Raw genomic sequence first — 17,794 nt, forward strand, 5'->3', positions numbered from 1 at the left:
CATTTCTGCTAGAGAAGTTGAAAAAATTCTTATTTTCAATCTATTAAACTTTCATTAAGCCGTAAAAAACCATCCCGCCTGTATAGGACGCATAAAGGGTTAAAGAAAGAGTTAATTTGGTTATCTCAATTTTATTAAGTTGAAAATAGCTAATTAACAACCGAGCCGTAATGGACTTTTCATCCCTAAAATGGTGTTTTTCGTACCTAGCAACAACAATGTGAGCTTGATGGCTTTTTAATGGGTAGCATGCATCCTGACACAGGGTCTCTGCATCAATGTGTAATCGAGTGACTTAAAGAAATGAGTTAAGAGTTGGGTACTGCCGCATTGTCTTTAAATTGAGATGGAGTCAACTGAGTATGACGTTTAAAAAACTTCACAAAATAGGTCACGTCATCGAAACCCAAGTCATAGGCAATCTCTTGAATTTTAGCGCTACCGATAGTTAATCTTCGTTTTATCTCAAGAATGGCATGGGCATCAATCAGCTGCTTGGTTGTTTGGCCGCTGGCTTGCTTACAAAGTAGATTAAGTGATTTATATGAAATATGTAGCATTTCAGCGTAGTCTGATGCATCTCGGGTATGAGCAGCATTACTCTCGATAAGCAATAAAAACTGTTGAAAACGAAATGCCTGAGTTTCGCTTAAATGCTGCGCGTCGGCTCCTCTCTCCGTCGCTAAAGCAACTAATAATGACGAGAATAACAGTTGTACCAGTAGCAGAGACCCAGCTTCGTTCTCCTGTGCCTTATTTATCTCCAACAGTAGATTATTGCAGGTATCGACTAGTAACGAGCTCAGAGTCAAAAGCGGCTGTTGAGAGCTAACTAAGTGAGTGGGTGTAAAAAAGGGAATACGGATATTGGTTAAAATTGTATTTAAAAAGTCTTCGGTAATATTAATCATTTTTCCTTTTGGACGACTTTTCAAATCGAAGGCATGTACTTGGTGTTTATTGACAAAAATAAAACTACCTTGCTTAAAAGGGTGATATTTAAAATCAACAAAATGGCCCCCTTCGCCCTCCGCTATATAGATAAAGCAAAAGTAATTAATTCTATGAGGTTGAGACGGACAAAAATTACACTTAGATAGTTTTCTATAAAAATGCTCTAAATCTAATATCTCTAGACCTGCTTTGTGAATATTAGGCGCTCTAAACTCAATACTTGGAACACTCTTCATTAACTTAACCTACACCTCAAAACACACAGCGCTTGGGATAAAACATCAACAACTACTTTAGCGGACTATCTAATAATGAATCCAAAGAGGCAATAAACATGAGAACAAATCAATACCCAGCTCTCAATATTTAGTATAACTTCGATTGAAAATGGCTAAATTTAACACGCATGATTAACTATATGCCAACAATCGCTAAAGGCGAACGCTAGAAAGATAAAATGGAGAAAGAGGCAAGGATGACCAACCTAAACAATGGACTAAACAATGAGCTAATGCTTGAGTTAACAAGCCTTGGCTATCAGGTGGAAGAGCAAGGTAATAAGCTTAAAGTAAAGCTTGGAGGATTAGCCTATCCCATCTATATAGACTACGACTTGTGTAAAAATCAATTCATTGTAAACACACGCGATATCATTAACTCTGCCTTTTCAATTGCGTGGTTGTTTTTTGCACTCAACAATACTGGCTGGAAACAAGCGCTATTATTATGCATGGCAGTCTTTTATCTTTTAAGTCTAGTACTTACTGAGCTCAAGTCGCAGCCATTAAAGCAACGAGTCCGCCTATTTAACAAAGACTCTGTCGCCAAATTCTCCCCGCAATAAGCCGGGTTAGTCAACTAGCGTCTCCTCTTTGTTTTCATTAAATAAAAACTTATACACCTTGAATAAACAGCAATAAGCGAGCCGGTAATGAGTATTTAAACGAGGCAGATCTCATCTGCAAAAACAGCAGGAAGCTGATTAACCTTAGAGTGATACATGGCCATATCTGCTTCATTCAATATTTCTATCACTGTTCTAGGCTTGTTCGCATCATAACAACTAATACCAATACTCGAAGAGATAAAGAATGTCTTGCCTTCAGACTCGATTGGCGCTTCTATTAATTGCATAATAGAGACAGCAATCTCCTTCAATGTATCTCTGTTGTAATCCGTGATGATACTGATAATAAATTCATCGCCGCCTAGCCGATATACGCGTCCAAAGGCCCCAATGCTCTCGGTGATCCGCTGCGCAGTGGTTTGTAATACTTCATCTCCAGCTAAGTGGCCATAGTTATCATTGATGGCCTTAAAGCCATTAAGATCAAGCATCATAAAGGCAAACCTATCGTGTTTGTTATTCTCAACTTGCTGAACAAACTGATTAAACCGGACTCGGTTCGGGATCCCGGTCAATGCATCAGTCCGCAACTGCTGCTCAACAGACTCTCTCGCCGCAATTAGCTCACTGATATCCAATGCCGAACATTCGATTTCGTCTTTTATTCGCTCGGAATGATTAATTTGGAAATGCTTTACCGAGCCTTTAACTCTTATCGAGTATTCAAAACTATTCCCACCTTTGCTCTGTAGCAATTTGGACACAAACCGTTTCAACCTAGCTGCATGAACACGATTTATCGTGTCTACATCACTCACTAATTGAGTACATTTGTTATTAGCTCTAATTATTTTGCAGGTTTTGACATCTAGCACAAATAAACAGACCTGGGTCAAATTATAGGTTCGTGAGTAACGCTCTTCACTCTGCTTTAATTGATTTCTTGAGTTAAACAAACGCACTCGCATCATCTCTAAAGAGGAAAAAATCGCATCAATTTCAATAAATTTATTGTGTGTAGGGGGGGGAGTTTCAAACTCGCCACTGGCAACTAAGCGAGTAAAACGATGGACATCTTTAAACGGCTTTTTAAAGATGGAAAGTATTTTATGACTAAAGAGAAACGAGATAAAACTCACCAACACCACAAAAAATAGTGTCTTAGGTAAAACAGCAGAGTAAACATGTGAGCTTAGAGCGCCATTATCTTTATAAATCACTAACTGCCCAAGCCTGTTATCGGTAGAGTCTATAATCGGGTAGCTCAGTAATGTTAGTTTCTCCGAGTTAGTATTCGAATTAACGACCTCCGCCAAGGTCATGGAATAAAGCTCTGACTCCAACTTTACAGCTCGAATATAGTCTAAACGCGAGAAATCGTTAACAACGAGTTCAGCTAAAGGAAGGTTAAATTCTACGAGTGATTTTTCGGCATTGATTAGCTGCTGCAGTAAGACCTTATCATACAAACTCAGCCACTCATCCTGCTCTGCTAGCAAGCTCTTTGTAACGATAAAACCGCCAATAACCAGCATTGGAACCAGAGTTATCACTATGTATAACATAATGAGATGAGTAGAAAGCCTTTTCATCTTCCTATCTCACATTGTGTCGATATTTGACGGGAAACAGGATTGTTTTTGCCTTTAAGCTGAATGATAAGATCGTTAATTTGTTGTGTATCATCACTGCTTAAGCTGGCATTTTCAGGATTTACGGTGATTTCAATAATGCCTTGCTTGATGCCAAAATGCTTTTCGTTGCTATTCCAGATCCCATTTTTTAAAAACATCAATGCGGCAAAAATGGCTTTATCAGAACGCTTCTCAAATGAAGCCAGCAAGGTGTCTGGATATAGATGGTTACTATTAAAGTCGACTCCAAAACTATAGTGCCCAGCACCTGACTCTTTCATGCTATCCATGACCGCTTTACTCGCATTACCAGCGACAGGAAAAACAATATCGACCTGACGATTGACCATCTCTTCGGTTAACTTTCTAGCCGATTCGAAGTCATCCCAAGACAAGACCCCATTATTGATATAACGAGTAGATAAACGTGCCTTCGCATTGGCCTTTTTTAAACCAAGCTCATAGCCACAACGGAACCCCTCTATAACCGGAATGTCTATCGCACCGATGAAACCGACATTATTGGTTTTAGTTTTTAACCCCGCAATAAAGCCAATTACATAAGCCCCCTCAGCATGGTTAAAAGTAAGCCCTAAAATGTTGGGAATATCATAAGCCACATCTAAGGAGATGAATTTAGTGGCGGGATTCGCTTTTGCGATATTGCCAAAAGTCTCTATTGAATTTGAGTCTTGCACTACGATTGGACTAAAGCCTGCTAGAGCACTTTTTTCGAGCTCTTCAAGATAAAGACCGTTATCTCGTTTTAATCGCACTTGTTCCACAGGTATTGATGACACATTTTCAAAGTCTTTGATCCCTTGCTCAATCATATGTAGAAAAGATCCCTCAGCCACCTCTCCTTGGAAGAGTACTAAAGGTTTTATCTCTTCTTGCGTAGCCATGACATGGGAGGAAAACGTTGCGACCAAAAACAAGAACCAGGTTTTAATCATGAATAATGTCGACTATCTATTAGCCTTAATCCGAGGCCAATAAACTCAATACTTAATATATGGGGTAATGTTGTTGATTATAAGGATAAAAGAGGATTTGAAAAATGCTTACTGATTGGAATTTGTGAGCTCAAACTAGAAATAGATCACCGCTCAATAAAAACGACATCTATTTCTATGATATTGGACATTTTGCATCAATCTAATGTGGCAACGCGGCCTGGTGAGCTTTGATAAAACGATCCATTTCGGCCTGAGCTCTTTGCTGCACACTTGCTAAGCTGTCATCGACGCTCATAGATTCGACCACTTCGTAGTAACACTTAATTTTAGGCTCTGTTCCCGATGGTCTTACTATTACTCGTGCACCATTTTGCAAACGATAAATCAACACATCGCTGGCAGGTAGTGCTATATCTTCTACAGCGCCATCGCTATCTGCATCAGAAAAGAAGCGCTTACCAATACTGATATCGTCAGTCGAAACCACTTTGTGCCCTGCTATTTCCGTCGGTGGGTTATCACGCAAATAAGCACCGATATTGGGTGTCGTAGGTTTCAGTGCAATACTCACCTGAGCATTGAGATGGAAGCCATGCTCACGATAAATACACTCAAGCCTGTCCCAAATCGTTTGCCCTTGGCTGGCGAGCTCTGCAGCTAATTGCGCAAATGCAACCAAGGCTGATAAGCCATCTTTGTCCCACACCATAGAGCCTACTGTGTAACCCAGCGCCTCTTCGTAAGCGAACAAGAAACGATTATCATCAGTCTCTTCACTCATCCCCACGTTGGTTAACCACTTAAACCCCGTCAGTGTAGTTCTGCATGTCGCATGTAAACTCTGAGCAATTTTTGACAGTAAGCTTGACGACACAATGGTGGTACAGGTTAATCGCTCATTTTCACTGGCATGAGTCAGCAAATAATGGCCAAATAGCACACCAACCTGATCGCCTGTCAGCATTTGGTATTCGCCATCATCTTTTCGCACAGCAACCGCAAAACGGTCGGCGTCAGGATCGTTAGCGCAGGCAAGCATGGCGCCGTGTTTTTTCGCCTCAGCCATGACCATATCCATAGCGCCCTTCTCTTCCGGGTTTGGAAAATTCACCGTTGGGAAGTCACCATCAGGCTCAGCTTGTTCTGCAACGCTATACACTTTGGTAAACCCGGCATCGTTAAGCACATTCAGTGCCATCTCATTACCCACACCGTGCATTGCCGTGTAGGCTAAGCTAACCGAGTTGGGTTGAGTATGGTTTTGTAATACACCGGCTTGATTAACCCCTTGCCGATAAGCGTCATAAAAGTCATGTTCTAGCATCACTAACTGACTTGTTGCCTTGGCTTTATCTGCATCAAGCAATGCTATCGCAGCGGTCGCGGCTTTATCGATACAGGCGGCGATACCACTATCATGTGGCGGGATGATCTGCGCGCCGTTGCCCCAATAGACTTTATAGCCATTGTATTGTGGTGGGTTGTGGCTAGCGGTAACGACTATGCCCGCTGCGGCACCAAGATGTAACACACCAAAAGCCACCAGCGGAGTGGCTGCAACATTAGCGGTTAAGTAAACCTTAATCCCCATTGCGGTTAATACACCGGCCGCATCGTGAGCAAACTGTTTGGAATCATGACGGCCGTCGTAACCAATAATCACACCTCGGGTAGCAACATCACTAATTTGCGCCTTTAAATAAGCGCCAAGGCCGGCTGATGTTTGCTGAACGACTAAACGATTCATGCGAGTAGGACCCGCACCAACCACACCACGCAGCCCTGCGGTACCAAACTCCAGCCGTCCTGCAAAGCGTGCTTCGAGTTCTGCGCTATTATCTGAGTCTAATAGTGATTGCAGCTCCTGTCGCATCAAGGGATCGGGATCGCTCTGTATCCAATGCTTTACTCTCAATGATAATTGCGTATCCATAAATCGCTCCATTTATTGTCGATGAGGTAATGGCCACTGAATAAAGTTGAATCCGGTGTAGCGCATCACGGCTAAAATATGACTAAATACTAAATTAAACACTAAGCCTAGCAGTTAGCAAGAACAAGACAATTTGCATTAAATTTTCATCACATTAGAACCGCCCATTAGCCGCAAAAAAGTATTGCTGCGATTAGACGTTTTACTCATTGTTCCGACATTTAATAGAAAACAGTGAAGCAAGAGCCAAACGTCTGCTAATAGTGTAAAATTACCGACTTGCTCAATAACCCTTTGCTGCGAAACTCAATCATGACCCCGTTAAAAATAGAAACTCATATCAAAGTGCAATCTAGCGATGTTGATGCGGCAAGCTTGCTCGCTGAAGAAACGGGCTTATCTAAGCAAGTTATTAAGCAAGCGATGCAAAAAGGAGCGGTTTGGCATGGCCATGGTAAACAAACCAATCGACTTCGCCGCGCAAAAAAAGCCTTAAAGGCTGGCGATGAACTGCATCTTTATTACAACCAAGCCGTCTTAGATGAAACCGTGGCCGATGCAGAGCTCTTGTTTGATCAACAGCAGTATAGTATTTGGTACAAACCTTTTGGTATGCGCTGCCAAGGGTCGAAATGGAGCGACCACACCACCATTAATCGCTTTATAGAAACTCAGCTAACACCTACTCGTAACGCGTATATTATTCATCGACTCGACTTAGCCGCAACAGGCCTTATTGTACTGGGGCATAATAAAAAGGTGACTGCCGCTATTGCCAAACTCTTTGAGACCCGTGCACTAGATAAGTTTTATCAGGTGATTGTTGAAGGCCAATTTCCCGATGGTCAGATCAGCATAGATACCGATGTCGATAATAAAAAAGCCTTATCTCATGCCCATATTCTTGAGTACAACAGTGAACTTAACCAGTCCAAAGTGCAGGTAAAAATTGAATCTGGTCGTAAGCATCAAATTCGAATCCATATGGCGAGCCTTGGCCACCCCGTGGTCGGTGATAGGCAGCATGGTAATGGCAGCGAGCTCACGCCTAACTTGCAGCTCACATCCTGCCATTTAAGCTTTGCTTGCCCCGTTACAGGTGAAGATAAAGTCTTTGAATTGCCCCAAGCTTACCGCCCTGAGTTTCAATCGCGCTAAGATCTGGCTATGAGTGAAAACTAAAAGCCCACTTTAATGGCCAATGCCGTTCACTTAAGGACTTACTCAGAGAAAGCTGGGTTACTTAGAAAGATAAGAATCGACCACTGAGGACACGAAGAGCACGAAGAAAAGCTAGCCCAAGCTTTTTCTTTTCTTCGTTTCCTCTGTGTAGCAAACGAAGTGAGCGCTTCGTGGTTTATGGCCTGTAAAGCAAAGAGCCCTGTTTGTGCTGGGTTCTTAGCACTCTGTTTTGAATCAGCTTTGGGCTTAACTTATCGGCATTACACCTAAAATGGGCATTGTCTATTTCGACTCTTTGACTAATCGCGATTAAAGCTCTTACTCATCGACAGGCTTATCTTCAAGTCGTTTCTTACCTGAGAACATAGCAGAAACTATACCTGGCTGATGCTTAACTTCAGCGATGACTACTCCAATAATATGAATAAAAATCAGTAGCATCAACAAATAAGAACTATATAAGTGTACCTTTCCCGCCAAACTCTTATAAGGCTTCATCTGGGCAACTTTATCAGAGTTAACTCCAGTATCATCATAGGGTTTTAGCGAGATAGGATCGACACCGTCGGCAGCAATATAACTAGTGATTGTCGAGCCAAAAGGCGGATAAAAAACATCGGTTCCGGCTCTGAATAATCCCGTTGCAGCAATAATTATTAGTAATACAAATATCACGCTAACAGCAAGCTTACCGAGCGGGTTGTGGCCTAAATACTGTGGATTCTTGCCCGCCATTAATGCTTTTCGATAATCACTTGCAGCCTTAAAACTAGGCCTGATATGCGAAAGCTTGGCATAACCATTACCGATAACGCCCCATATCAAACGTACAAACAGATTAATGACAAAAAGATAGCCAATAACAATATGCACCTCTTTAAGTTTTATCTTCGCTGCTAAGCCGCTTATGCCAAGCTCGGCTTTAAACAACATGACTAAACCGACAAACATCAGGCAAGTGATTAGAATCACGTTAACCCAATGGAATATGCGCACAGGTTTATCCCACACTTGATAAATGGTTACCACTTCAGTATGACTTTGTTGCTTATCACTCATCGACTTTCCCCCGAAAATCTTGGTTCACAGAACATTTAAAATTCAACAATAATTATCCCGATAGGATACGCCTGTAAGCGTTTTTTTCAGTAAATAATTGTTTAAAGAAGAGAGATGTTCTAAGTAAAGCATAACATCCGTCCTAGCGCTCAACATGCTAATTCCGTGCGCACTAAAAAGCGTAAAACCATATAAAAGAAACTAAGTTCGATTCGAAAAAATGACCTGCTCTCTAAGCTGTGACCATAATGGGTATTTAGCCATGACTTTGCTAAACATTGGACTTTGCAGATAGCTGTTTAACCACTGCCTAACATTCGGGTAAGGAGAAGCTAGGTACCATTGGCGTTCAACCCGTGCAAATTGGCGAATAAAGGGCATGATGGCGAGATCGGCAAGACTGGGGCTTGTGGTAAATAGATATGGATTGGTTGTTAGCCTCTGCTCCAAAATGTATATGTAACGCTCGCAGGCCTGTCGAGCACTGGGCAAATCTTGATCATGATAACGTTTAGCGCTGCGATACAAGTCTAAACTCTGCTTAAAGTCTGTATCAAAAAGCGCTATCAAGTCGAACATATCATCCCGCAGAGTAAGATCGAATGACATTAGATAATTAGCTGAGTCGTCATGTTCAAATGCCCACAACATAATATCTAAGCTCTGCTCTAAAACCTCACCGCTTGGGAGTACTAAAACAGGAACTGTGCCTTTAGGAGAAGCCAAAAGCAATTGACTGGGCTTATCGGTTAACACTAACTCCCTAAGCTGTACCGATTGACCTGACACATAAATCGCCATTCTAGCCCGCATCGCGTAGGGGCAATTTCGCAAAGTGTATAGCACTGGTAAAGTCGCAGGTGGACACATTTCGCTTTGACTCCTTAGTGACAGCAAACATTTTCAAATTGACAGTTTAATTCAATCTCTATCGAGTAATCTGTCCAGTAGTGACTAACTTGTTTTTTATCTATGATAACCTTAGAGTTATCTATTATCTGCAATAAAGATTAAATCACTCACTGACGACGATTTATCTACCAGCATTGCAACCATTTACAAGCGTCGAAAGAGGGTTTCGTGGATAAACTTACCATCGCAGTGGATTTTTTGTTAAACCATAAACTGCTACTAACCGTACTCGTTATTGTCTTAATCTCAATGATTAAGCGTCTGGTCATTTCCCAAATCCGCGGTGATGTAGCATTCTTAACTGAAGTCCAACGTAAGTGGATGTCACGCACCAAAAACGGCACTTTCATCTTAATCATCGTTATTTTATTTATGTTATGGCAAACCGAGATCAATAAATTTGCCCTATCAGTAACCGCAATTGCTATTGCCTTTGTGGTCGCATCAAAAGAAATTATTCTATGTTTTACAGGCTCAATCCAAAGAGCCAGTTCACGCTCATTTGTGATTGGTGACTGGATTGAGGTTGGCAAGATCTGTGGTGAAGTGATTGAGCACAACTTAATGGCAACGGTTATTCAAGAAATTGATTTACACCATGGTCAATATCACTTCACCGGTAAAACCGCGACTCTACCTAATAGTATGTTCTTTAGTTATGCGGTTAAAAATCTCAACTTTATGAAACGCTATGTTTATCATGACTTCTGTATTACCGTAGTTGAATTTGTGAATTTGTACCCGCTGTTTCCTGAGTTACACGAGAAGATTGAAGCCCATTGTGAAGACTTTAATGAAGTAGCCAAACGTTATAACGGTGTAATTGAAAAACACGCAGGTGTCGACTTACCGGGCTCAGAGCCGCATATTCATATCAGTAGCGGCATAAACGGTGAGCAATTTGTGCATATTATGATTTTCTGTCCTACTGAACGCGCCATTCATTTAGAGCAGCTTATTCGTGAAGACTTTATGATTGCCTACCACGAGACATTTGGTAAAGACAGATTGCTCTAATCACTAAGTGATTAGTACTAAAGAATAAAAGACGTAGCATTTTATCAATGCTACGTCTTTTATTTTTGGCTAGCTTGTTATTTACCTTGTACAGAGACGTGGCTAAAGGATCAGTCCAGCTTTAACCAGAATTCTTGCTCCTTCAACTCACCATTTTCTGTGCGCTCTGTGCGCCACTCTTTTCCCTCTATGATATAAGTAAACGCGAAGGACTCTCCTGCTTTTACACCAAATGAATTCAAATGCGGATATTCAATATAATCAGTAGCCGTAAATTGATAATAACCAGTGGCAGCCGCCCAGAACTCAAGTTCGGGCTTCGCCTCGGAACCGATATTTTTCATCGTTGTGAAACTAAAGTGATTAGCGGAGATCACCTTGATTGAGCTGAGCTTGAGATCTGCGTATTCAACCCATTGGCCTTTACCATCTAAGTACTTTCCGGAAATTAACTTCCAGCTGCCAATGAATGGGTTAATCTGCTCAGCAGCCTTCAAGGGAGTGCAAATAACAACAAATGCCAGCAAAACCTGACTTAACAACACCAAAAACGATTTCATAACTCCTCCATGAATCTCAATGCTTTTTTAATATCCACTCATATAGTAAATTAATCGTAAACGCTATTAATAACCAGTCAGTCTAGCCTATTATAAAAGTGCAAAACCAATTCACACATAGGGTCACCAACAAGGTGAATATTGAGCAGACCACAACTCAGTTAAAACATAATATAGCTTTATATCAGTCAGTTGATAAACAAATCTTATTTTCCCAATAAAAAAACAGCAAATATATTGCTGCTTTTACATTCATGAGTTTCGAGTATTATCTAGGCCTGCTTTATTGTAAAGACGCCTTAAGCTGCACCATTCCCTCATCGATACTGACTAATGCTTGGTAGCCCAGATCGCGTTTAGCGGCGCTAATATTGAAGTAGTGACTAGTCGAAAGCTGCTTTGCGACAAAGCGGGTCATGATGGGTTCATCTTTTTTACCTAGCAAAACATATACAGACTCAAGGACACAGCCAGCAATATAAGCAATCTGGCTTGGTACCCTTTTAGTCACCGGCGGTAGATTTTTACAGGCAAGTATTTTATTGAGCATGGCCGCCATTGTGATCGGCTCATCGTTACTCAAGTAATAGGCTTTCCCCGCGCAAGCGGCCTGGTTCGCTTTGTCATTTTGACTCAGTGTTAATGCCGCCAAAATATGTGCATATGCCGCGTTACCCACGTAGATGGTATCGACTAACTTATCCTCATTTCCTACCAGTTTGAGCCTGCCCGCCTCGGCGCGCTCAATCACTCGTGGCACTAGGTGTGGATCCCTTGGCCCCCAAATGAGATGTGGCCTTAACGCTGTAGTCCCCAAAAGCTTGCCATTAGCAAGCTCATCGCCATTGGCGCTGAGCATCATCTGCTCGGCTATTGCCTTTGACTCACCGTAATAATTAAGATACCTCTCAGCATAAGGCGCAGACTCATCATTACCCGCCTCATCCACACCTGCAAAAGTCACGCTCGGGGTGCTGGTATAAACTAGACGTGCAACATTGCAGCTTTTACAGGCATCAATAACATGCCGAGCACCATCAACATTGGGTGAGAAGTAACTCTGTTTGCTGCCCCAAACTCCGGCTTTCGAAGCAACATGAAACACCAAGTCACAGCCTCCCATAGCCTCGAGCAGTGCGCGTTCATCAACAATATCTCCTTTTACCATCTTCACGCCCATGGCGCTCAATGCAGAATATTCTCCGCGAGCAAAGCCTATAACCTCAATGCCAACGGCTAACAGCCGCTCACAAATTGCTTTACCTAAAAAGCCTCCCGCACCAGTCACAAAGGCGCGAGTCACATTTTGCTTAAGTGCTAAAAGTGCGGCTTGCTCTTGAGGTAAATAGTCGTCCAGTGCAGGAGTTTGATGCTTGATAGCGAATGACAAAATACACTACTCCTTTATCTGCTTTTGCGCCCAAACAGCTAACTTTTCACGAAAAATCTTAGCGTTGTGGCGAATATCTACAGGGAAGTCAGGATGAATGAGAAAGCGCTCAATCCCTTGAGTCTGCTCATGCTGCTCTGCAATTGCTCTAAGCTCACTGTAAAGCACTGCCGATAGCGTGCAGGCAACAGATTGCTTAAGCTCTATACAGATAAGCGGCGTGACTTTACCTGCCACCATCACCCCCACTAAAGCACTACGCTTCACATCCTTGTGGGTATTAAAAATACGCTCACAAGGAATAGAGTGATACCGTTTGGCTGTATTATTAGTTGCAGGTAAAGCATCAGCATCGACTCGATGAGCCTTGCGGCCACACATCCACAGTAAGCCGTCATTATCGAGGTAACCTAAGTCACCCATGCGGTGGCGAATACTGTCACCATCTTGGATTTTTGCCACTTGGGTTGCGCTGTCTCGCTGATAATAGCTACGGCTCACCATAGGGCCTTTTACAACGATTTCGCCAATGGCATCGGCTGGTAAACGTAAACTGTCATCCCATTGCTCAATCGGCTGTTCATCAATCTTAATAATGGCGATATCGACGCCATCGACAGCCTTACCGACACAAATTCCACCGCCGTTATTTGTCTCTGTTGTGGTATCAAACAACGCCTTACTGCCAATTTTACTAATAGGTAGCGATTCGGTCGCGCCGTAGGAGTTAAGCACCTCAACGCCATGGTTTAGCATCTGACTAAAGCGTTTAATCGACGATATAGTCGCTGGAGCACCCGCTGAAATCACGCGTTTAATGCTGCTAAGTTTATGCTGATTAACTGCGCCAGCTTGACCGAGACGCTCTATCAAAGCTGGGTTCACAAACATATTACTGCATTGATACTTTGCAATAGCAGCAAAGATAAACTCAGGGTTAGCGGTAATAGGTTTGCTGGCATCCATATCTGGCACGATAGATGCCATACCTAGAGCTGGGCCAAACAATGAAAATAGTGGAAAAGTGGCTAAGTCTCGCTCACCAGGTCTAATAGCGTAATCATGTTTAAGTGCGGTAATTTGCGCTTCAAACATCTTATGGGAATAGACCACCCCCTTTGGCGTACCAGTACTGCCACTGGTAAACAAAATTGCCGCCATGGCGTCTTTATCGAGCCACTGCATGTTAAATGGCTCTGTTGCTGCCGACGAATTGGCCTTTAATAAATTCTCTAAACTAATGCCGCCTGAGAGTACTTTGGCCAGAGCGTTACCGCCTACATTAATCAGGTGCTTAACCGTAGGCTTGCCCCAGCCAAATAAGCGTCTAGCAATATGTGCTTTGGGGATCCCAATAAAGGCATCGGGTTTTGCCTCAATGAAACACTGCTTAAGGTTTTTAACCCCCATGCCGGGATCAACCAAGATTGGAATAATACCAGCCTTAAACAACGCAAAGGTTAAGCAGAAGAAATCTATGCTAGGCGTGACCATCAACACCGCCTTCATGCCAGGCGTTAAGCCGTGGTTTACCAGCGCGCTAGCTAGCTCGTCACTTTTGGCATTGAGGGTTTGAAAGTCCATCTCTTGATAATGCAAGCCAGCGACAGATTTTCCATTGGCTTGCTGTACTGCAACCGCCAGTGAGTTGGGAATTGACTGGGCAGCACTAACTAAATGACGGCACAAGTTTGCGCCGTCATTGTTTTGAATCAACTGACTTACCATGAAGTTTAAGCTACCGATTCTGTGGGAGTTTGCTTTTCAGTTTTTTCCATAAAGGCTTTAATGTGGCCAATCACTTCGTCACTGGCATCTTCCAAAATATAGTGACCACAATCGGCAAACTCATGCACCTCTGCGTGAGGCATTCTCTGCTTCCACTCAGTTAAGAAGTGCTTATCGAATACAAAATCTTGTAGCCCCCAACAGATCACTGTTGGCACATTTTGAAATTGACTTAAGCTCGCAGCGATATCAGATACCAAATCATAGTTGCGATCGCCTGGCTTTAACGGAATATCCTGCACAAAACGCAAAGTTGAAATTCGGTTAGCCCAAGAGTTAAACGGTGCGACATAGGCTTCACGGATGTCTTTATGCATCGGCTTACGCTTTACGCCAACATAAGATGCTGCCGATGAAAAAGCGTTAAAACCACGAACCAAGAATGTACCCAACATGGTATTACGGCAAATTGATAGCGCCCATGGGAACGGCTTGCTAACCGGTAGGTGGAAGGCACCGGTATTGAGAATAACCAAACGCTTGATGCGTTCAGGGTAACGCGCCGCATAGCCCATGCCTATCATGCCGCCCCAGTCGTGTACGACTAGAGTGATATTTTCTTTTACACCTAAGTGTTCGAGTAAGGCTTCTAGATCATCGATACGATTTTTAAGGGTGTAGTCATAGCCACTGTCGTCAGGCTTATCTGATAAGCCGCAACCAATATGATCCGGTACGATACACTGATGCTTATCGCTTAATGCGCTAATAAGGTTTCGGTAATAAAAAGACCAACTAGGATTGCCGTGAACCATAACTACTGGCTCACCTTGGCCTTCGTTCACATACTGTAGCTTGTTGCCATTTCTGTCTAAATAATTGCGCTTAAATGGGTGCAGGGTGTCTAGCATGACGTTTCCTATCATTCTTATACTTAAGGTGTAACTGGGTTAGCCGAGGAAATAAAAAAGCCTACGCAATAAGCCGTAGGCTTAATTTTATTACCACTTAAGGCCTAACATCATGCAGTTCAAACCACTGCCTATGCCTAAGAAGCTCACTTGATCGCCACTTTTCAAGAAACCTTGATCGTGAGCCATTGCCGCAGTAACAGGCAGTGAAACCGTGCCCATGTTGCCAAGGAGCTTATAGGTTGGAAACTCTTTTTCTTCTGGGATGTTTAACGCATTCAAAACATTACGACGGTTTGAGGCGCCAACCTGATGGCAGATAACCTTATCGACTTGTTCAACCAACCAGTTACGCTGCTCAAGGAAGTGACTCCAGGTATGACGAGCAAGCTCAACGCCTTCTTTAAGCAATGCCACGCCATTGGTACGCATAAACTCACGGTACAGTTGTGGACCCGCTTCTTCTAAGCCCCATTGACACAAGTCGTAGTGTTCAGGTGCTGACAAGTGGCTTGCCCCTAGAAGTTGATGATGACGGTTACCTTTGAGATTTAAACTGCCATCTGTAAGCAATACCGCCACTGCACCTGAGCCACCGGTTAAGGTTGCCAAAGACTGGGCGTAATTTTGCATGGTAGGCTCAGCCAGCATCTTATCGATTGTGATATCAACAATATGACGAGCCGATTCACAAGAAACTACCAGACCGGCTTTAATTTGGCCAAGCTCGATGCGATTTGCGATATCTAAAATGCCGGAAAGCACGCCAAGACAGGCATTGCTAATATCGTAAATCGCGGTGTCTTTAGAGACTCCAAGCTTTGCAGCGATACGACATGCCGTAGCAGGCTCGTGTTGGTCACGACACACTCCGGTATAGACTACTGCGCCCAGATCGCTGATCTGTACGCCCGTTTCATCGATAGCCTTATGGGCCGCGGCTAGAGCACCATCGGATAAACGGTGCCCTTTAGGCCACCAGCGTCTTTCATGGATCCCGGTTAAGGTGGCAAGCTGCCCCATTGGAATACGGAATTTTTGGTATAAAGGCGCTAAACGAGACTCTAGTTCCGAAGTCGACACAACTTCAGGCGCTAGCTCGTAGGCCATACTATTAATAAAAACGCGGGAATATTTCATGAAACTGCTTTTAATCGCTCACAAGATTGGCGGATTTACAGCCTATCTAGATTGTTATTTATTATTAACCAGCCATTTGAGCAAGAAAAAGCCGATGATTCAATAAAAAACCTCATTGCTGAGATGTTTTAATCCAATCGAACCTAGGCTTTACTCGTAAAATGGCGTCACTCTGGCGGCGGATTCAATCACAGCTAACTTAATTACAACTTAATAAACAATTTGTTACGACAAGATTAAATTAAATTACTGTGAAAATTCTATTTAAATGCGTGAATTAACGCGTTTCGTGGTGTAATACTGTTTGAACAAAATTCACTCAGCTCAACTTTGTAACCTCGCTCTTGAAGAAAGCAAACTCTGTCAAGTAATAGCCACTGCTCAAGTAGAGCCCTAAAAAGATGAGCCACCAGATCAACTCGCCGAGTTAAGCGTTGACGCTGCTCACCAATTGCCTGATAGGCTTGAAAATCAATATCAGTTGCTAATATTACCCCTTTCGCCTCTGCAGCCCATAAACAAAAATCGCTAAAGCCTCCATTTAACTGGCTCTGTTTTACTGCAGGGACTGGCAGGTACTCATTACAACCACGCACCTTACGTTGCAGCGCGTCAAAACCTAAACGCCAAGCCATCTCCTGTAATCTGTAGCCTTTATGTTTATCGTTGGCGATAACACTTTGCTGTAGAGGAAGCTGCAAGTCGGCACGGTTCAATGTTAGTGCACTACTTTTAGCGACTCTAGAGAGCGGTTGGTACTGCTTCGCTTGAATTAAATGGTAACAACAAGGAGAGATCACTAACTGCTTAGTCCCCGCTTCACTTGCGTGTTGCAGTAGCTTTACATGTAAATCACCACAAGCATGCAGCGCTACCGCTAGCAGCTCGGTGTGTAATTGCTCACTTTGCCCTGCAAAGGCATCTGCGCAAATAAAAGTTTGCGGCAACTGCCATTTAGCCGCAAATTGCTCACCAGCTTCACATAGGCTTTGCTGCCACTCAAGGCTGACGACCTCTCTATGATGCGCCTTGGCAATCAAACGCCCCAAATGCCCCTTTCCTGCGCACCACTCCAGTACCGGAGTATTTTCATAAGGTAGTTTGGCAACAAAGGCATTAATCTGCTGCCACTTACGGCCTTTAATATGAGCGCTAAAATGTGGTTCATCCTCAGCCTTGAGTAATGATTGTGGATGACTTTCTGTTATTGAATCAGTGATCTCTGCGCCGATGGCAGATTGCTCAAATAACGCTAATGGCCACTGCACGCCTTGAGCATTTAAATCTGCAGCCAATGCTGGTAGCAGTGCTCGATTAAGCCTCTGTTGGCATGCATCGATTGATTCAAGTGAGTCATCACTTAGTTGCCAAACTGCCTCGGCTAAATGAGGAAACGCTTGGCTCCAAGGTAATTGTTGGCATTCAAAGCTCCGACAACGCCACAATGCCTGACTGCTAGTTAATAAATCATCGATCTGTCTAAGCTGTGCAGCAGCATTAAGCATATTGTTCATATCAAAATTTGGAGTTTGCTCGGCAGTTTTTTTCATCTTTAATAGGCAGTTACA

Annotated in this window: 15 protein-coding genes; 3 read left to right on the forward strand and 12 right to left on the reverse strand. The window is 43.0% G+C overall.

Going from position 1 to position 17,794, the window contains the following annotated elements; all coding sequences use genetic code 11:
* Positions 1-308: 308 nt before the first annotated feature.
* Positions 309-1,190: a helix-turn-helix transcriptional regulator gene (locus K5Q73_RS09125; RefSeq protein ID WP_220760379.1), complete on the reverse strand. Its 882-nt coding sequence runs from the start codon at positions 1,188-1,190 to the stop codon at positions 309-311.
* A 239-nt stretch (positions 1,191-1,429) separates the two neighbouring features.
* Between K5Q73_RS09125 and K5Q73_RS09130 the strand changes: the two genes are divergently transcribed.
* Positions 1,430-1,798, forward strand: coding sequence for a hypothetical protein (locus K5Q73_RS09130; RefSeq protein ID WP_220760377.1), 369 nt, complete (start codon positions 1,430-1,432; stop codon positions 1,796-1,798).
* A 95-nt stretch (positions 1,799-1,893) separates the two neighbouring features.
* On the opposite strand, the gene K5Q73_RS09135 is transcribed toward K5Q73_RS09130, so the two are convergent.
* From K5Q73_RS09135 to K5Q73_RS09145, 3 genes are all read right to left on the reverse strand, one after another.
* Entirely contained in the window at positions 1,894-3,393 is a 1,500-nt protein-coding gene (locus tag K5Q73_RS09135; protein WP_220760375.1) for a GGDEF domain-containing protein, read from the reverse strand.
* Positions 3,390-4,391 (reverse strand): BMP family ABC transporter substrate-binding protein, encoded by a 1,002-nt coding sequence (locus K5Q73_RS09140; RefSeq protein ID WP_220760373.1) that lies wholly within the window; start codon positions 4,389-4,391, stop codon positions 3,390-3,392. Before K5Q73_RS09140 ends, K5Q73_RS09135 begins: the two co-directional genes overlap by 4 nt.
* 202 nt (positions 4,392-4,593) lie before the next feature.
* Positions 4,594-6,327, reverse strand: coding sequence for a phospho-sugar mutase (locus K5Q73_RS09145; RefSeq protein ID WP_220760372.1), 1,734 nt, complete (start codon positions 6,325-6,327; stop codon positions 4,594-4,596).
* A 312-nt stretch (positions 6,328-6,639) separates the two neighbouring features.
* Here K5Q73_RS09145 and K5Q73_RS09150 point away from each other — a divergent pair, with 312 nt between their 5' ends.
* Positions 6,640-7,485: an RNA pseudouridine synthase gene (locus tag K5Q73_RS09150; protein ID WP_220760370.1), complete on the forward strand. Its 846-nt coding sequence runs from the start codon at positions 6,640-6,642 to the stop codon at positions 7,483-7,485.
* Between the two features lie 342 nt (positions 7,486-7,827).
* Here K5Q73_RS09150 and K5Q73_RS09155 read toward each other — a convergent pair whose 3' ends face one another.
* Both K5Q73_RS09155 and K5Q73_RS09160 read right to left on the reverse strand, forming a co-directional pair.
* Positions 7,828-8,568: a cytochrome b/b6 domain-containing protein gene (locus K5Q73_RS09155; protein WP_220760368.1), complete on the reverse strand. Its 741-nt coding sequence runs from the start codon at positions 8,566-8,568 to the stop codon at positions 7,828-7,830.
* Between the two features lie 201 nt (positions 8,569-8,769).
* A complete protein-coding gene (locus tag K5Q73_RS09160) occupies positions 8,770-9,438 on the reverse strand; it encodes a glutathione S-transferase (RefSeq protein ID WP_220760366.1) in 669 nt (222 codons plus the stop codon).
* Positions 9,439-9,648: 210 nt separating this feature from the next.
* On the opposite strand from K5Q73_RS09160, the gene K5Q73_RS09165 reads away from it, so the two are divergent.
* The gene (locus K5Q73_RS09165) at positions 9,649-10,497 is read left to right on the forward strand and encodes a mechanosensitive ion channel family protein (RefSeq protein WP_220760364.1); all 849 of its coding nucleotides are present in this window, start codon (positions 9,649-9,651) and stop codon (positions 10,495-10,497) included.
* Between the two features lie 110 nt (positions 10,498-10,607).
* On the opposite strand, the gene K5Q73_RS09170 is transcribed toward K5Q73_RS09165, so the two are convergent.
* The 6 genes from K5Q73_RS09170 to K5Q73_RS09195 all read right to left on the reverse strand — a co-directional run bounded on the left by K5Q73_RS09170 (position 10,608) and on the right by K5Q73_RS09195 (position 17,776).
* Positions 10,608-11,057 carry a hypothetical protein gene (locus tag K5Q73_RS09170; RefSeq protein ID WP_220760362.1) on the reverse strand — a complete coding sequence of 150 codons (450 nt, stop codon included), beginning with the start codon at positions 11,055-11,057 and terminating at the stop codon, positions 10,608-10,610.
* Between the two features lie 283 nt (positions 11,058-11,340).
* A complete protein-coding gene (gene oleD / locus K5Q73_RS09175; RefSeq protein ID WP_220760360.1) occupies positions 11,341-12,447 on the reverse strand; it encodes a 2-alkyl-3-oxoalkanoate reductase in 1,107 nt (368 codons plus the stop codon).
* Positions 12,448-12,453: 6 nt separating this feature from the next.
* On the reverse strand, positions 12,454-14,175 hold the full coding sequence (gene oleC / locus K5Q73_RS09180) for an olefin beta-lactone synthetase (RefSeq protein ID WP_220760358.1): 1,722 nt from the start codon (positions 14,173-14,175) through the stop codon (positions 12,454-12,456).
* A gap of 5 nt (positions 14,176-14,180) precedes the next feature.
* Complete coding sequence (locus K5Q73_RS09185; protein ID WP_220760357.1) at positions 14,181-15,086, reverse strand: alpha/beta fold hydrolase; 906 nt, start codon at positions 15,084-15,086, stop codon at positions 14,181-14,183.
* A 90-nt stretch (positions 15,087-15,176) separates the two neighbouring features.
* Positions 15,177-16,226 (reverse strand): 3-oxoacyl-ACP synthase III, encoded by a 1,050-nt coding sequence (locus tag K5Q73_RS09190; protein WP_220760355.1) that lies wholly within the window; start codon positions 16,224-16,226, stop codon positions 15,177-15,179.
* A 260-nt stretch (positions 16,227-16,486) separates the two neighbouring features.
* Positions 16,487-17,776: a methyltransferase gene (locus K5Q73_RS09195; RefSeq protein ID WP_374706832.1), complete on the reverse strand. Its 1,290-nt coding sequence runs from the start codon at positions 17,774-17,776 to the stop codon at positions 16,487-16,489.
* Between the last annotated feature and the right edge of the window lie 18 nt (positions 17,777-17,794).

The sequence above is a fragment of the Shewanella sp. MBTL60-112-B2 genome, assembly GCF_019655055.1.
GTDB lineage: Bacteria > Pseudomonadota > Gammaproteobacteria > Enterobacterales > Shewanellaceae > Shewanella.

What these genes read in the sequence shown, in the direction of transcription:
- K5Q73_RS09125 (WP_220760379.1), bottom strand. Translation starts at nt 1,190, where the DNA reads ATGAAGAGTGTTCCAAGTATTGAGTTTAGAGCGCCTAATATTCACAAA.
- K5Q73_RS09130 (WP_220760377.1), top strand. Translation starts at nt 1,430, where the DNA reads ATGACCAACCTAAACAATGGACTAAACAATGAGCTAATGCTTGAGTTA.
- K5Q73_RS09135 (WP_220760375.1), bottom strand. Translation starts at nt 3,393, where the DNA reads ATGAAAAGGCTTTCTACTCATCTCATTATGTTATACATAGTGATAACT.
- K5Q73_RS09140 (WP_220760373.1), bottom strand. Translation starts at nt 4,391, where the DNA reads ATGATTAAAACCTGGTTCTTGTTTTTGGTCGCAACGTTTTCCTCCCAT.
- K5Q73_RS09145 (WP_220760372.1), bottom strand. Translation starts at nt 6,327, where the DNA reads ATGGATACGCAATTATCATTGAGAGTAAAGCATTGGATACAGAGCGAT.
- K5Q73_RS09150 (WP_220760370.1), top strand. Translation starts at nt 6,640, where the DNA reads ATGACCCCGTTAAAAATAGAAACTCATATCAAAGTGCAATCTAGCGAT.
- K5Q73_RS09155 (WP_220760368.1), bottom strand. Translation starts at nt 8,568, where the DNA reads ATGAGTGATAAGCAACAAAGTCATACTGAAGTGGTAACCATTTATCAA.
- K5Q73_RS09160 (WP_220760366.1), bottom strand. Translation starts at nt 9,438, where the DNA reads ATGTGTCCACCTGCGACTTTACCAGTGCTATACACTTTGCGAAATTGC.
- K5Q73_RS09170 (WP_220760362.1), bottom strand. Translation starts at nt 11,057, where the DNA reads ATGAAATCGTTTTTGGTGTTGTTAAGTCAGGTTTTGCTGGCATTTGTT.
- oleC (WP_220760358.1), bottom strand. Translation starts at nt 14,175, where the DNA reads ATGGTAAGTCAGTTGATTCAAAACAATGACGGCGCAAACTTGTGCCGT.
- K5Q73_RS09185 (WP_220760357.1), bottom strand. Translation starts at nt 15,086, where the DNA reads ATGCTAGACACCCTGCACCCATTTAAGCGCAATTATTTAGACAGAAAT.
- K5Q73_RS09190 (WP_220760355.1), bottom strand. Translation starts at nt 16,226, where the DNA reads ATGAAATATTCCCGCGTTTTTATTAATAGTATGGCCTACGAGCTAGCG.
- K5Q73_RS09195 (WP_374706832.1), bottom strand. Translation starts at nt 17,776, where the DNA reads ATGAAAAAAACTGCCGAGCAAACTCCAAATTTTGATATGAACAATATG.